Origin of the sequence: Hymenobacter sp. DG01 (assembly GCF_006352025.1) — a bacterium.
Classification (GTDB): Bacteria; Bacteroidota; Bacteroidia; order Cytophagales; family Hymenobacteraceae; genus Hymenobacter.
The window spans coordinates 3,348,383-3,362,315 of sequence record NZ_CP040936.1 but is presented as its reverse complement, the minus strand read 5'-3'; the positions used below and the strand labels follow the sequence as shown (position 1 = coordinate 3,362,315).

Annotated in this window: 13 protein-coding genes; 3 read left to right on the top strand and 10 right to left on the bottom strand. The window is 65.1% G+C overall.

What is annotated here, in order from left to right:
• The first annotated feature begins 92 nt into the window (after window positions 1–92).
• Together treF and FGZ14_RS14235 are read left to right on the top strand one after the other, a co-directional pair.
• A complete protein-coding gene (gene treF / locus FGZ14_RS14240) occupies window positions 93–1,694 on the top strand; it encodes an alpha,alpha-trehalase TreF (RefSeq protein WP_139924899.1) in 1,602 nt (533 codons plus the stop codon).
• 107 nt (window positions 1,695–1,801) lie between these two features.
• Window positions 1,802–2,470, top strand: a complete 669-nt coding sequence (locus tag FGZ14_RS14235) for an SOS response-associated peptidase (RefSeq protein WP_139924898.1) — start codon at window positions 1,802–1,804, stop codon at window positions 2,468–2,470.
• Between the two features lie 53 nt (window positions 2,471–2,523).
• On the opposite strand, the gene FGZ14_RS14230 is transcribed toward FGZ14_RS14235, so the two are convergent.
• The 5 genes from FGZ14_RS14230 to FGZ14_RS14210 all read right to left on the bottom strand — a co-directional run bounded on the left by FGZ14_RS14230 (window position 2,524) and on the right by FGZ14_RS14210 (window position 5,638).
• The gene (locus FGZ14_RS14230; RefSeq protein ID WP_139924897.1) at window positions 2,524–2,727 is read right to left on the bottom strand and encodes a hypothetical protein; all 204 of its coding nucleotides are present in this window, start codon (window positions 2,725–2,727) and stop codon (window positions 2,524–2,526) included.
• Window positions 2,728–2,934: 207 nt separating this feature from the next.
• Window positions 2,935–3,156 carry a hypothetical protein gene (locus FGZ14_RS14225; RefSeq protein WP_139924896.1) on the bottom strand — a complete coding sequence of 74 codons (222 nt, stop codon included), beginning with the start codon at window positions 3,154–3,156 and terminating at the stop codon, window positions 2,935–2,937.
• Window positions 3,157–3,289: 133 nt separating this feature from the next.
• On the bottom strand, window positions 3,290–3,547 hold the full coding sequence (locus FGZ14_RS14220) for a hypothetical protein (protein WP_139924895.1): 258 nt from the start codon (window positions 3,545–3,547) through the stop codon (window positions 3,290–3,292).
• Window positions 3,548–3,793: 246 nt separating this feature from the next.
• Window positions 3,794–4,981 carry a trypsin-like peptidase domain-containing protein gene (locus tag FGZ14_RS14215; protein WP_139924894.1) on the bottom strand — a complete coding sequence of 396 codons (1,188 nt, stop codon included), beginning with the start codon at window positions 4,979–4,981 and terminating at the stop codon, window positions 3,794–3,796.
• A gap of 72 nt (window positions 4,982–5,053) precedes the next feature.
• The gene (locus tag FGZ14_RS14210; protein ID WP_139924893.1) at window positions 5,054–5,638 is read right to left on the bottom strand and encodes an RNA polymerase sigma factor; all 585 of its coding nucleotides are present in this window, start codon (window positions 5,636–5,638) and stop codon (window positions 5,054–5,056) included.
• A 134-nt stretch (window positions 5,639–5,772) separates the two neighbouring features.
• Here FGZ14_RS14210 and FGZ14_RS14205 point away from each other — a divergent pair, with 134 nt between their 5' ends.
• Complete coding sequence (locus tag FGZ14_RS14205) at window positions 5,773–6,018, top strand: hypothetical protein (protein ID WP_139924892.1); 246 nt, start codon at window positions 5,773–5,775, stop codon at window positions 6,016–6,018.
• Window positions 6,019–6,196: 178 nt separating this feature from the next.
• Here FGZ14_RS14205 and FGZ14_RS14200 read toward each other — a convergent pair whose 3' ends face one another.
• From FGZ14_RS14200 to FGZ14_RS14180, 5 genes are all read right to left on the bottom strand, one after another.
• Complete coding sequence (locus FGZ14_RS14200; RefSeq protein ID WP_139924891.1) at window positions 6,197–7,966, bottom strand: hypothetical protein; 1,770 nt, start codon at window positions 7,964–7,966, stop codon at window positions 6,197–6,199.
• A gap of 74 nt (window positions 7,967–8,040) precedes the next feature.
• Complete coding sequence (locus tag FGZ14_RS14195; RefSeq protein ID WP_139924890.1) at window positions 8,041–10,344, bottom strand: DUF4175 domain-containing protein; 2,304 nt, start codon at window positions 10,342–10,344, stop codon at window positions 8,041–8,043.
• A 28-nt stretch (window positions 10,345–10,372) separates the two neighbouring features.
• Window positions 10,373–11,965, bottom strand: a complete 1,593-nt coding sequence (locus FGZ14_RS14190; protein ID WP_180754361.1) for a BatA domain-containing protein — start codon at window positions 11,963–11,965, stop codon at window positions 10,373–10,375.
• Window positions 11,966–12,194: 229 nt separating this feature from the next.
• Window positions 12,195–12,851, bottom strand: coding sequence for a DUF4468 domain-containing protein (locus tag FGZ14_RS14185; protein ID WP_180754360.1), 657 nt, complete (start codon window positions 12,849–12,851; stop codon window positions 12,195–12,197).
• Window positions 12,852–12,923: 72 nt separating this feature from the next.
• Complete coding sequence (locus FGZ14_RS14180) at window positions 12,924–13,796, bottom strand: DUF58 domain-containing protein (protein ID WP_139924887.1); 873 nt, start codon at window positions 13,794–13,796, stop codon at window positions 12,924–12,926.
• Between the last annotated feature and the right edge of the window lie 137 nt (window positions 13,797–13,933).

Below are 13,933 nucleotides of genomic sequence, written 5' to 3'. Positions count from 1 at the left end.
GCAGCGGCCAAGTTAGTGCTACCCCCCGGCAGGTCCCTCGACCTTGCCGGTGCCGCCGGCGTATAGGGGTGGTCAGCTTCCCGCTCATCCCCATGAAGAAAACCCACGTTGTTTGCCTTTTTCTGCTGCTGATAGCCCGGCTGGCGTGCGCCCAGCCTGCCGGGCCGCGCAGCCCCCGGCAGCTGTTTCCGGGGTTGTTTGAAGCCGTGCAGCTGGGCCGTGTTTTTCCCGACAACAAAACCTTCGTGGATGCCGTGCCCCTGGAGCCGCCGGCCGTGGTGCTGGCCGCCTACGAGGAGCAGCGCCGCCTGCCGGGCTTTGATCTGGGCCGGTTTGTACGGGCGTATTTTCAGCTGCCCGAAGCCTCCGCTTCCGGCTACCACACCCGGGTAGCCGGTGGCCTTCGCCACCACCTCGATACGCTCTGGAGCGTGCTACGGCGCCCCGGCCAAGATTCAGTAGCGCCGTACTCCTCGCTGCTACCCCTGCCGCGGCCTTACGTGGTGCCTGGGGGCCGCTTCCGCGAGGTGTACTACTGGGACTCCTACTTCACTATGCTGGGGCTGCGCGTGAGCGGTCGGCCCGAGCTGATACGGGGCATGCTGGACAACTTCGCCTTCCTGATTACCCGCTACGGCTTTATCCCGAACGGAAACCGCACGTACTACCTCACCCGCTCCCAGCCCCCGTTTTTCAGCCGTATGGTAGAGCTGCTGGCCCAGGAGCAGGGCGATACGGTGCTCCGGCGCTACCACCAGCCCCTGCTGCGGGAGTACCAGTTCTGGATGGCTGGCGCCGACTCCGTGGCTCCCGGCAAGGCCTACCGCTCGGTGGTGCGCCTGCCTGGCAGGGAAACCCTGAACCGCTACTGGGACCGGAGCGAGGAGCCGCGCGAAGAATCTTACCTGCAAGATGTAACGGCGGCCCGGCGCAGCTCCCAGCCTCCCGGCCAGTTTTACCGCAACGTGCGGGCCGCTGCGGCCTCCGGCTGGGACTTCAGCAGCCGCTGGTTTGTGCCGGGGCAGGGCCTGGAGTCTATTCGCACCACCAGCCTGGTGCCCGTTGATTTGAACTGCCTGCTGTACCAGCTGGAGCTGACCCTGGCCCGCAGTAGTCAGCTCCGCGGCGAGGCCGCGGCGGCCCGCCGCTTTCAGGCCCAGGCCGCCGCCCGCGCCAAAGCCGTGCAGCGCTACTGCTGGGATGCCCGCGCCGGCTGGTTTCAGGACTACGACTGGGAGCTGCGCCGCCACTCCGCCGTGCGTACTCTGGCCGGCCTGTTTCCGCTGGAAAGCGGCCTGGCTACCCCCGCGCAGGCCCGCAAAGTGGCTGCCGTGCTGCGCCAGGAGTTTCTGAAAGCCGGCGGGCTGGTAACCACCCTCACGGCCACAGGCCAGCAGTGGGACGCGCCCAATGCCTGGGCTCCGCTGCAGTGGGTGGCTGTGCAGGGCCTGCGGCGCTACCAGCAGCAGGAGCTGGCCGGCACGGTGGCCCGGCGCTGGATAGAGCTGAACCATCGGGTGTTTCAGCAAACCGGCAAGCTCATGGAAAAGTATGATGTGGTGAATACCGCGGCCCTGGGTGGCGGTGGCGAGTACCCGCTCCAGGACGGATTTGGCTGGACCAACGGGGTGCTGCTGGACTTGCTGCAGCGCTACCCCATACCCGCGCAGGAGCCAGCGGACCGGCAGCCCTAAGCGTACCGCCAAAACCAGGGAAACATCATTTTCAGGGCGGCTCCCTAAACCATGCGACAGGCCAGCCGTTCAAATCCAGGTATTTCCACCCGATTTTCTGCCTGACTATGTGCGGCCGTTATACCGTTACTCCGCCCGCTGCGGCCCTGGAAGCCCGCTTCGAAGCCTCTTTTGCCGGTTCCACCGCCGGCCCCACCTATAACGCTGCCCCCTCCCAGCAGCTGCCGGTTATCCTGAACACGGAGCCGGGGCGTATTCAGCTGTTACAGTGGGGGCTGCTGCCCGGCTGGGTGCGCGACGTGCAGAAGGCCCCGCGCCCCATTAATGCCCGTGCCGAAACCCTCACCGAAAAACCCTCATTCCGTACGCTGCTGCAGCGCCGCCGGGCCCTGGTGCTGGCCGACAGCTTTTATGAATGGCAGGTAACCTCCCACGGAAAAGTGCCCCACCGCATTCTGCTGACTTCCGAAGAGCCGTTTGCTTTCGCCGGCCTCTGGGATGAGTGGCTGAACCGGGATACCGGAGAGGTGCATCCTACCTTCACCATCATCACCACGGCCCCCAATAGCCTGATGGCTCCTATTCACAACCGTATGCCCGTGTTGTTGCCGGGGCGCGAGGCGGAGCTGGCCTGGCTAGATGACGGCCTGGGCTTGGCCGGCCACCAGCTGCTGCTCCAGCCCTATGCCCCCGATGCTATGCGGGAGTATGTAGTCAGCCCGCTGGTAAACTCGCCTGCCCACAACGAGCCGGCCGTGCTGTTGCCTGCCGCCTAAGCAGCAGGAGCAACAGCACGGCCGATCAAAAGCTCAGTAAAAGTAAGTCCTGACTAAGAGCGGAAAAGCTCATTGCGCCGCAAGGCCCGCTCGTAGGGCAGCACGGGCGGACGACGCTTTTTGGCGGGGAGAAGCTTGCTAAACCAGCCCGTTTTCTGCCGAACCCGATTGGCGGGCTCCGGAGCCGCTGCCTGCGCCATTTCAGTAGCCGTAAGTACCACGGTAATCAGTAGGGCAGAGGCGAGCAAGGCTTTCATGGTATTATGCCGTTATATAGTTGAAGCTATTGGCAATCTTAATCCATTTATTTTGTTTATTCAATATATAATATGAAAATGATAAAGATATGTACAAAAAAAACAGGCAGATAGCTAATTGAGAATAGCTGCCTCTATAAAAAAGCGCCTGACCCGCAGTGGTTTGCGAGTCAGGCGCTGCTGTTTTTCGGAGCGGCTTCACCAATTCTACCGATGCCGCCGCATGTTCCGGCGGTAGGCGGGCACTACACGCCGCTTCTTGCGCTTGATCCATCCCCCACGGCCGGCTGCGCCTGCGTCGGTGGTGAGCGTGGGAGCTGCGGTGGTGCTGATGGGAAGGCTTTCAGTCTCTGGCGAGGCAGAGGCGGCTACGGCGTCGGTGCCCAGTAGCAGGGCAATCCCCAGGAATGCGAAAGTAGCTGTTTTCATAACGCAGGCAATATTAGTTTGACTTGATGCAATTATAAAGTAAATTATTTATATAAAAAACCATATCAACAAAAGGGTAACAAAAAAGCTCCTCATGGTTGAGGAGCTTTATAGAGGTAGAAGAGGGTAGCAGTTATGCCGCCTCTTCCTGATCGGTATCCATAGCACGGGCGGCTACCAGCACGGCCACGCTGGCCACTACCGCAATACCCACAATCAGCTGGGTGGGCGTGAAGCGTTTGGTTACTTTGCGCAGCAGCTGCCCGCCGTTCTTCAGCAGGTCGTCCAGCTGGTCGTGCTCACCCTGAAATACCTTATAGGCGCTCTGCAGGGTGTTAATGATTTCCTCGGGGGCAATTTTTTCGATTTCCTGGGGCAATTGAGAGCTCATAGCAGGCAAGTAAGAAACAGTGAAGGAAGTATCGGGAGAGTGGTGGCACAACCACCGAAAGCCTCTACGGGAAACGCCGGGTTTTTGATATGGTTGAGGCCACAAATACTACCCTGGCGGCGCGGCTGCTACCCCCTACTTAGCCCCAAACCTCCCATTCGGAGGCCCGCTCCCACGCAAAAGCCCCGCCGGCAGGCAGGGCTTTTGTACAGAAACCAAGTGGAGCAAAACCTGCTAATGAACAGGCTATTCATACACTTTCACCACAAAAACGTAATCCTGCAGCTTCCGGATCTGCTGGGGCCGCGAGGTGCCCGCCAACTGGTTGGCCCGGGGCAAGTTGTACGACTGACCAGCGCCGGCAGCACTCAACGAGTCAACCAGCCGCATCAGGTACGACGATTTGGTGGCGAAGGCGGCGCTCTGCACGTCCATCTGCCGCCCACTGATAACGCCAATCAGGTTGCCTCTGTCGTCGAGCAAGGGGCCGCCCGAGTTGCCCGGGTTTACCGGAATGCTGATTTGATAGAAGCCCGTGTCGCCCTCGAAGCCGGAGCGGGCGCTCAGCGAGCCGTCGTTAAACACAAGGTCCTCGCGGGGGTAGCCCAGAGTATAAACTTTCTCGCCCAGGTCCGACTGGCCCCGCTTGAAGGAGTAAGGCAGGCGGCCAAAGCCCTTGAAAGATTTGTCCTTGATCTGGAGAATAGCCAGGTCGTGGGCTACATCGGTAAATACTGGCTCGGCGCGGAAGCGCTGCCGGTCGCGGCCTTCAATCAGTAAGGAATCGGCCCCCTGAATTACATGGTAGCTGGTCACCAGGTAGCCATCGGCGGTGAGGGCGAAGCCCGTGCCGCTGAACTTGCCCGGATTGATTTTCTCCGGCTGGGCTTCTATCTGGTTGAGCGTGCGGTTCATGGAGCGCTGGGTGCGCTTAATGCGCTCTACCTCGCGGCGCAGAACGGTGTACCCGTACAACGACGACTTCTGGGAGGCGCGCCACCACTCCAGGCCCAACAGGGTGGCAAATACGGCCATAATGGCCACCGAGGCAGCCACCATCATGGTGGCACGGTGGCCGTGCCAGAAGGCCCGCAGCTTTTCCTCGGTGCGCGAAATGCGCAGCATGGGCCGGGGGGGCTGGCCGCTGGCAAACCGCTCGTGCCGCTCGTCTTCCTCGGCTACTTTGGCCAGCGGGGTCAGGCGCACGGCCTGCTCCGCCTCCATATCGGCGTGGATGGCCTGCAGCTTGCGGCGCAGGGCCAGGCGGCGGCCATACGCCGTGAGCGTGCCGGTCAGGGCTTCGAACTCCTGCAGGCGGCGTTCCAGCGCCGGGTCGGCGGCAAGGCGGCGCTCCAGGGCCGTGCGCTCCTCGTCGGGCAGGGTGCCCGCGCGGTAAGCGTCAAATAAAGCGTAGTAGTCGGCTTCGGTTTTCATGTCCGGGGGTAGCAGTCAGCACAGGCAAGCGGGGCAGTGCGCCCCAGGCTTCCCGAGTACTAACCGCCGGGGCTAAGTCTCGTGTTCCTGGTACTGACTGAAAAACAGTTTTTTAAGTCGTACCAGGCACTTGTATTTTTGATTCTTGGCGTTGTCGGCGTTGGTGTAGCCAAACTCGGCCGTAAGCTGCTGCATCGATTTATCGAGCAGGTAAAATCCTTCCAAAAGCGAGCGGCAGGGCTCCCCGATGCGCTCCAGAGCCTGGCTCATGGTGCCCAGCTGCCGGTCGCGCTCTTCAGCCACTTCCAGATCGGCTTCGGCGCCGGTCTCGAGGTAGGGCTCGTGGTCATCGAGACGGCCGCCGAAGCGGGTTTTCTCCGTGAGCCGTTTCAGCCAGAGGCGCCGACACACGGCGTAGAGGTAGGTTTTGATCTGGCAGCTCAGCTCCAGAGAGCCTTCGCGTACCTTTTCATAGAATACCATCACTCCCTCCTGATACACATCCTTGGCTTCGTCCTCGGTGCCGCTGTTTTGCAGCACGTAGTGCGAAATCATGGGGAAGTGCAGCCGGTAGAGCTGCGCCAGCGCCCGGTCGTCGTCGCGGCGGATGGCCGCCACAAATTCCTCGTCGGTGTAGGCAGGTTGTCCCTTACCCATTCGCTTTGTTGATTAATACAGTGAGCCCCGCAGGGTAACCCAGTGAAAAAATATTTTCTACTGTTGGGTTACCATTCGCTTCTGCCGGTATGAAGGGCGTTTTTCGGACAAAATTTTTCAAACCTACTACCAAAATGAAGAACCTCCTGAAGGTATCCGCTCTGGCCGTTGTTTTCGCTGCTACCCTCGTTTCGTGCGAGTCGAAGAAAGCTGAAGAAACCACCACTTCTACCGAAACTCCTTCGGTTGAAGCTGCTGCTACCACCGACACCACGGCTGCTGCTGCTACCACCGACACCACGGCTGCTGCTGCTACCACTGAGGCTGCTCCCGCTACCACGGAAGCTACCACCACTACCACTGCTACCGAGCAGAAGTAATTACGCGCCGGTTTGGCCGGTACGTTTTTCCCGAAGCCCGAGTTCCGTACCGCGGAGCTCGGGCTTTTTGCTTTCAGGCCCCGGCCGCTGCCCACGGCCGGAGTCTGGCATTACGCTGATGGATTCAGGAAAGCCAACGCAAGTAGGCCAGCGGCAAGCAAACGGGTAGCCTAACCACTTACAGCTTTTCCTCCAGCCAAAGCAAACCGGCTCCGAGCAGGAAAAGCAGGTAGCCCCACCAGCGCGGCCAACCTGAGTGCGTGGTAACAGTTGCCGGAGCCGCCGATACTTTGGCGGCCGCGCCCAGGGGCGCTACGGCCCGCAGCCATTCCTGCCGGGCCGGACCGCGCCACTGCTCATTGCTGAACACATAAAACCACTGCCGCGCCGGGCCGGCCTGCGCTTCGTGCCAGCCCGGTGCGGTAGGCCAATAAGGGGCCGTGCTCCACTCCGGTACGTAGGCGTTCTGGCGCAGGGCCACCTGCACCGGAGCGGCGTTGCCGGCGCGCAGGCGCAGGTAGGGGGCCGAGGCCCCCGTAACCTGGAGGGTAAGGGGCGCATGGGGCCGGGGCCAGGCCGTGGTAAGCTCAATGGCCGGAACAGATGACGTGGCCGGGACCAGGGCCGTCAGCAGGTAACTCCAGTAGGCCTCGTAGGCCGCCGTTTGCCCCTGCAGCAGCCACGGAAACGTTTCGGCTACCGTCGTGACGGCCACCTGCCCAAGCCCCAGGCGCCGGGCCGCTGCTACCGGCTGCTGGTTCGGGGCCAGTACCAGGGGCCGGAGCTCGGGGCCGGGCCGCAGGGTAGCAGGCAGCAGCGCGGCCGGGCGCACTGGGGCCTCGGGCCAGCTGAGAGGTTGGGGCGCCGTAGCTGCCGCTGCAGAACGAGTAAGAAGTCCAAAAGCCCCAGCGCCGGGTAGCGCGCGCGGTATGGTGGCAGCATCGGCCAGCAGCAGTACACCACAGCTGCCAGCCCGCACTGCCTGGGCCAGCGCGGCACTCTCAGCTCCTGACAAAGCGGCCAGGGAACCGGCATCCGCCAAAACCAGCTCAACACGCGCCAGCAGGGCTGGGGTAAGTCGGGAGAGGTCGGGGGAGGTAGCGCTGTTCAGAAACTCGGTCTGGACCAGCCCCCGACTGACGCCCGTGCGCACGGCTACGCTGTGCTGGTGAGAAGCAAGGTAGTTTTTCAGAAATCGAACTTCAAAGGAAGGCGCGGCGGCCAGCAGCAACACGCGCACGGGCCGGGTGGGGCGCACTTCCAGGGGCACGGGCTCCTGGGCCAGCACTTTGCCCTCGGTGCGTGCCACCAGGCTATACACGGCCCGACCTTCGGCCTTCGGGGTAAAGCGAAGCCGGAAAGTGCCCCCTCCAGCCGGCAGCCGCACGGAGTCGCGCGGCGCGCCGGCCGCCTGCAGGCTAATCCAGGCAGGAGCGGTGGCACCGCTAAAAGAGCCCTCAACGGCCCAGGGCTGACCTAACTCAGGCTGGCGAGGCCAGGCCGCCGCCCGGAAGCCCACGGCTTGTGCCGCCGGGTGTGCTACCACCCGCAGTCCGCGAAGGGCCGGCACATCGGCGGCGGGCAGGCCCTGGCCCAGCACATGCACGGTGTGCAGCTGGGGCAGGCGTTGGCGGAGGGCCGGAAGGTTGCTGAGGATAGGGGTATCGGGGGGAGTGGCTCCGTAGCGCCACACCGGCGTACCGGCGGCCAGCCCACGCAGCAGCTGGCGCAGGCTGTCTGGTGAGTAACCATCGGTTAGCACAATAGCCGCCTGGCTGGCCAGCTGCTGCTGGGTGCGGGTAGGAGGAAAAGCCGCCAGCCACAGCCCGCCCACGGCTGCCAGCCCGGCTCCCAGCCGCAGCAGACGCCGCCGGGCATCGGGCCGGCGCCAAGCTGCTAGGGTCAGGGCAGTGGCTAAAAGCAGACAGAAGGCAAGAAAATAAATCATCAGAGGGAAAGCGGACGGGTACTCAACGCAAAAAAACGGACGGCTCGAAGCCAGCAACAGCAATGGGCAGGCCCCTACCGGCTCAGCTCCTGCAGGTAGCGCCGGGCCAGGCGGTTGCCCGGCTTGGCGGCGTGCGCCGGGGTAGGCGGGGCCGGTGGCAGCAGGGCCGTTAGCGCCCGCTCGATGAGGGGCAGCTTCTCAGCCGCTGCCGGCTGCCCTCGGCGCAGCGTGGCGCTCAGGCTGCGCAGCTCACGCAGGGCGCTGAGGTAAGCTCCCGGATTTTGCAGCGCGGCCCGGGCCAGCTCCTGCCCGGCCTGGTCGAGGGTAGTAGCGGCGCCGGCCGGAGGCGAGGCCTGGCCGTGCAGCTGGGTGAGCAGGCGCAGGGCGGCCCGCACCACCGGCTGCCGGGCCGGGGCAGCCAACTGCAGCTCGCGGCGGGGAGCGGCGGCGCCGGCCAGGTCGCCGGTAAGGCGGGTAGTGGCTTCGGGCATGGGCGGGGGCGTGAAGCCGGCTTTCTTGACGTAGGCACGGGTTTGCTGCTGTACCTGTTTGAGTAGGCGCAGGGCGCGGTACTCAAAGGGCAGGGCCTCGCGGGGGCGGCCGGTACGCAGGCGCAGCTCGGCCTCCCACATCTGGCCGAGCACGGCCTGCAGCTTGGCCTTCACGGCGGGCTCCAGGAAGTCGGCCGTCTCAGAATCGTCGTGGTGGTGAATGTACGGGTCCATCAGCTCGGCCGTAAGGGCGGCGCCGGGCGCATCATGGGCCGAGGAGGAAGAAGCGTGGCTATGGTCGTGGCCGTCGTCGGCGGAATGGCCTTCGGGAGTAGCAGCCGGGGTAGGGGGTGTGGCTTCGGTGTGGTCTTCGGCCACTACGGAACCCAGGCCGGGCTCCTCGGCCGGAGCATCGGCCGTGGGCGGACCAGGAGCCGGGCCCCCAATGGTTTCATCGGCTTCTTCACCCAGAAACTTGCCGTAGCGCATGCGCAGTATTTTCTGATCGAAGCCGATGCCATTGGCGCGCTCCAGTAGGGTAGCCGCCGGGAGGCCGCGCTGCTCAGCGAGCAGTTTTTCGGTGTCGATAATAATCTGGCGCTGACTACGGAAGTAGGCCGGCTTGGCACTTACGCCCAACGACACATCCAGGGCGCTTTCCTGCACCGTGGTATCTTCCCACTGCACCAAGTAGGTATCGGAGCGGGTCAGCTGCTGGTGGTTGTCCCAGGCCTGCAGGTAGAAGTACACTTCGTCGCCGTAAGTAAGGCCCAGGGCCGGCAGGCGCAGCAGGTGCTGCACGGTGCCCGTCTGGGGTTGCCCGCGCAGAGCAGCGCTGAGGTCCGTTACCACTTCCCGAAACTTCACGGCTTCGCCCTGGCCCTGGGCAATGGTGGCAACTAGGCGGGCGCGGGTCAGGCCAAAATCGTCGTGCAGCTGGGCCCGGATGGCTACCTGGGGCGGGCGGCCAAACTCTACCAGGGTGTAGGCTTTTGGGGTGATGAGCCGGATGGTAGGCGCCTGATCGGGCTGCACTTCAATGGCATATTCCTCCGAAAGCTGCCCCTCGAACCGGATGCGGTACAGGACCGAAGCCGTCAGTGGAACTTCGGTGGCAAACTCCGCCGACCGGCCCGGAACGGCCCGCAGCGGCACACGCCGACTGCCCAGCTCCAGCACCGGGGCAGCTGGTACGGCCCGACTCAGCCGTACGGTCCAGCGCACCTGGCTGCCCCGCAGGCAGCGGAACGATGCCGCAGCGGGCGAAAAAGCGGGCTGCCGGGTATAAGCGGGAGGCTGCACCCGCAGGCGCGTTTCCAGGATGCGGGCCGCCGTTGGGGGTAGGGGCTTCTGGGCCGCGAAACGCAGCTGAAGTGGCTTTTCGGTGGGTTGTGAGGGGGTAGCTCCCGCCGTAGGGTGCTGCCACCAGACCCCGGCGGCCAGGGCCAGCAGCACGCCGGCCAGCAGCAGGGGCCGGCGAAAATCTACGGGAAGCAGTGGGCCCGCGGCGCTCAGGTGGGGCAGGCGGTCCAGCAGCCGTTGCTGCTGCAGCTGTTCCAGCAGGTTAAGCTCGGTGGAGTCGCGCAGCAGCAGGGTGCTGCTGTCTTCCAGCTCCGGATGGTGCCGGTTGAGGCGGCGGGCAACGCGCGGCAAGGGCTGCTGCCAGATGTGCCAAAGCCGCGCAGCCAGCCCCAGCAAACCCAGCCCGGCCACGCCGAGCACTGCCAGGCGGGCTACAGGCCAGCCCAGGTAAAGAGCCAGCAGCAGCGCGCCCGCGGCGGCGGCCGGCACCAGCAGCGCCGCCGTGCTGCGCCAGGCCCACTCCCGATGAGCCTCCCGCAACGCGGTAGTGGTAGGAGCGGAAGCACTAGCAGTCAGCGAATTCATGTCAGAAGCGGAGATAGTACAGAAGAAATCAGGCAGCCTGCTGCCGGAACCGTCGGGCAGCCAGCAGGCGCTCCAGCCCAAACAGCAGGCCCGCTGCCGCCACTGCCCAGGGCGCTAAGGCACGGACGGGGCCGGGCGTTGCGCGCGGGGCGGTAGTGGGCGCGGCTACCGGCCCCGCCGTGAGCTGGCGCAGGGGCATAACCCGAGGGTCGGGGCGCAGGGTAGGCGCTGCCGGAAGCTCGGGCAGCAGCAGCGACAGGAGCAGGGCGGGTAGCTCGGGGCTTTCGGACAGGCTGCTCCAGGCCGGGTCGAGGCGGGTGTGCAGGCGGTACCAGGTGCCGGCCCCGTTGGGGCGGGTGGAAAGCAGCGGCCCGCCCGTTGCCAGCGGCCAAGCCGTGGAGGCCCCCACCGCAACAGCCGAATCGAGGCGGTGCAGCCGAACCGGGACGGCGCTGCCCGGAGCCGCGAAGCTGACTGCCCGGACCTGCCCGGTTCCCGCAGCTTCCTGCCAGATGTGCAGCCCCTGGGCTACCCGCCCCGCCCAAGGGGCCGGAACCGGCGCATCGCGCAGCCAGAACAGCCAGTCGAGGGAGTCAGTGGGGAGGGGAAGCGCACCGCCAACGGTCAGGCGGGGGGAGAGGGGTAGCACGGAGCCGGCCGCCCGCAAAGCCGCAGCCAGCACCCGGGCCGAGGGGGCGTGGGCAGCATCGTAGCTCACGGCCAGGCGCAACGGCCGGGTCAGCAGGGGCAGGGGCCGACGAACAGAGTCGGTAACAGCGGTAAACTGCCGGCGGGGGGCATCGAAGGCTACCTCAATGCCTGGCCCCAACCCGACCACCGGCCCACTGGCTACCGGCCACGGCCGGCGCGCCCGCCGAAAAGAAATGCCGTTTTCAGAACCATAGGCCAGCAGCAGAACCAAGCTATCGGGGCGGGGCCGCCAGGCGGCTACCGGCCACGCCACCGAATCGGGAGAAGGCAGGGGCAGCCACCGGACGGCAGCCGGCAGGGCCGGCCGCGTGCCGGCAAACGCATCCAGGGTAAGCGGGGCCAGCACCACCAGGGGCCGGTTGGGAAGGGAATCGGCAGCCTGGCGCACCATACTCCATAGGGAGCTGGCGGGAGCCACGGAGTCAGAGGCTTCCGGCAAAGGCAGGGGGGTAGCCGCTGCAGCCACGGGGGCGTCGGCCGCCCCCTCAGGCTCCGCCAGGCCCACGGTGGTCCAGGGCTGAGGCGGGCCTATGGGCTTCTGAATGCTCAGGCGCCGTAGCTGATACCCCCGGCCCCGCAACGAGTCCAGCAGCGGGCGTACGGCGGCTACCTGAGCGGGAGTAGCCCAGGAACTCAATAGTACCTGCCCCCGCACGGGAGGCTGCGGCAGGCGTTGGGTGGGCTCGGCCAGGGCCAGGGCCAGCAGGCTCAGTACGGCGGCGCGCAGCAGAAACAGCAGTAGCTGCTCGGGCTTGATGCTGCGCAGGCGCCGGTTGGCGGCCGCATCCAGCCAGCGGAGGCTGCCTACCTGCACTACGCGCCCCGGCCGCCGGTTCCAGAGGTAGATGGCCAGCGGAACAGCCAGGCCCAGCAGGGCCAGCCATCCGGCAGCGGCATGGGAGAAAAACAACGAAGGCAAGTAACAGGTCTGGTTTCTGTGGCGAAGTATGGGCGGCCGCTCAGCGCTACCTCCCGCCGGAAAGTAGGCAAAACAGAAACACAGACACAACTTTAGCAGCGGGCGTTGCGGGGAAGTACCCGGATAAAGGCAAACTCCTGGCTCAGGCCGCCGCTCTCATCCGGGTGCCAGCGGGCTTGGCTGCCAACGGCAACCGCACTATTGCGGCCCCGGCCCGGAGCTAAGGCAGAACGGAGCCCGCCCGCAACTCTTGCGCTAACCCGAGCAGCAGCGCTTTCACGGCGTTATCAACTCCCTGCCCGTCCCGGATCAGCCTCTGGCGGGCATATCCTCGGGAGGCCTGGGCTTTGCTTCCGGTCAGCTCCTCGTCGAGGGGCGCGCGGCGGTTCTGAGCGGGCATGGTGGCAATAGCGGTGCGCTGCCACTGCTGCATATAAGAAAGGATATCCGTAACGGCGTAGGTGTCATTCCGGGCGTAGTCGGGACCCAGGTAGTAGCTCAGGTCGGTTATTTCGTAGGTGCAGCGGCCCTCGCTTACCCGCAGTCGGAACAAAAAGCTCAGCGCAAAATCCCGGTCGGCGCCGGACGTGGAACCTACGCCGTGGACCAGGGTAACGCCCCGGCCCATGAGCACACCCCGGGCCGGATCATCGAGCTGTACTACCTGGCGGGCATCTTCAAACTGCCGGACTGTCCACTCGCGCGTGCGGCCGTAGAGCTCGGCCGCTGGTACCCCGGTCGCTACCAGGGTGCCGCGGTAGGCAATTTTGTGGGTGGCGCTATCCAGGGGAAGGGGCGGGAGCGGGGGCGGGGTTGTCTGGGCCTGCAGCGCTGGGGCCGAGCCGAGCAGGGCCGCCAGGAGTAGATAGTTCTTCATGGACATAGCGGAAATGGATAGAATATCAGCCGAAGCAAATATTCAGCCGTTTCCTGCTATGCCAGGCAGAGGCTACCCCAGGCTTCGCCGCCGCAGAAACTCGCGCAGGGCCGTGGTCAGAGGTTCGGCGGTGCTGAGCTGGTAATAGTCGAAGGTGTGGGTGCGGGCGCGCTGGGCCGTGTCGCGGAGCCACTGCTGCAGATGCTGCTGCCAGGCGCGGCGCTGCTGGTCGGCATCGAGCTGGAGAGTGCGGCCGGTTTCCAGATCTTCAAAGGTCACAGCGCCCCGAAACGTGAATTCCAACTCGTTGCGGGCCAGTAGGTGCAGCAGCAGCACCTCGCCCGAGGCGGCGCGCAGGCGGGTCAGGAGCTGCTCAATCTCGCTGTTTTCCTCGTACAGGTCGCTCACGCAAATAGTTAGAGCCGGCTGGCGGCGGGCCGTGAGCGGGGCCAGGGTAGCCGCGTCGGGGAAGGAGCCGGCGGCCTCAGCAGTTTCCAGGGCGTGGTAGAGGCGGGGCAGCTGGCGGGCATCAGCGCGGGGCGGCAGGTGGCGCAGGCCCGCCGGGTGCAGAATGGTCAGGGCCACGGCGTCGCCCTGCTGGCTGGCCACGTAGGCCAGGGCCGCGCACAGCAGCCGCCCGTAGTCAAGCTTGGTCAGGCCGTTGTCGTCGCGGTGATTCATGCTGGCCGTGGCGTCCAGCACCAGATGTACTACCAGGCTCGTATCCACCTCCGATTCGCGCAGGTAATACCGGTCGGAGCGGGCCGCCAGGCGCCAGTCGAGGCGGCGCAGGTCGTCGCCGGGCTGGTAGGGGCGGTACTGGCTAAACTCCAGACCCGCCCCGCGTCGGCGGCTGGCGTGGGCGCCGTGCAGCAACCCCTCAGCGGCGCGCCGGGCGGCCAGAGGCAGATTGTGCAGAGCGTGCAGGTGTTCGGGCGTGAGCATAATAAGGGGGTAGGAGGGTAGGAGGGTGTGGGGGTAGGAGGGTGTGGGGGTAGGCATCTAGACTTTTATTGGTTGCAAAAACCTTGGCCTGGCTGGGTAAGGCCTCCCCTGCTACAAGCTAAAAACCAAGATTCTTC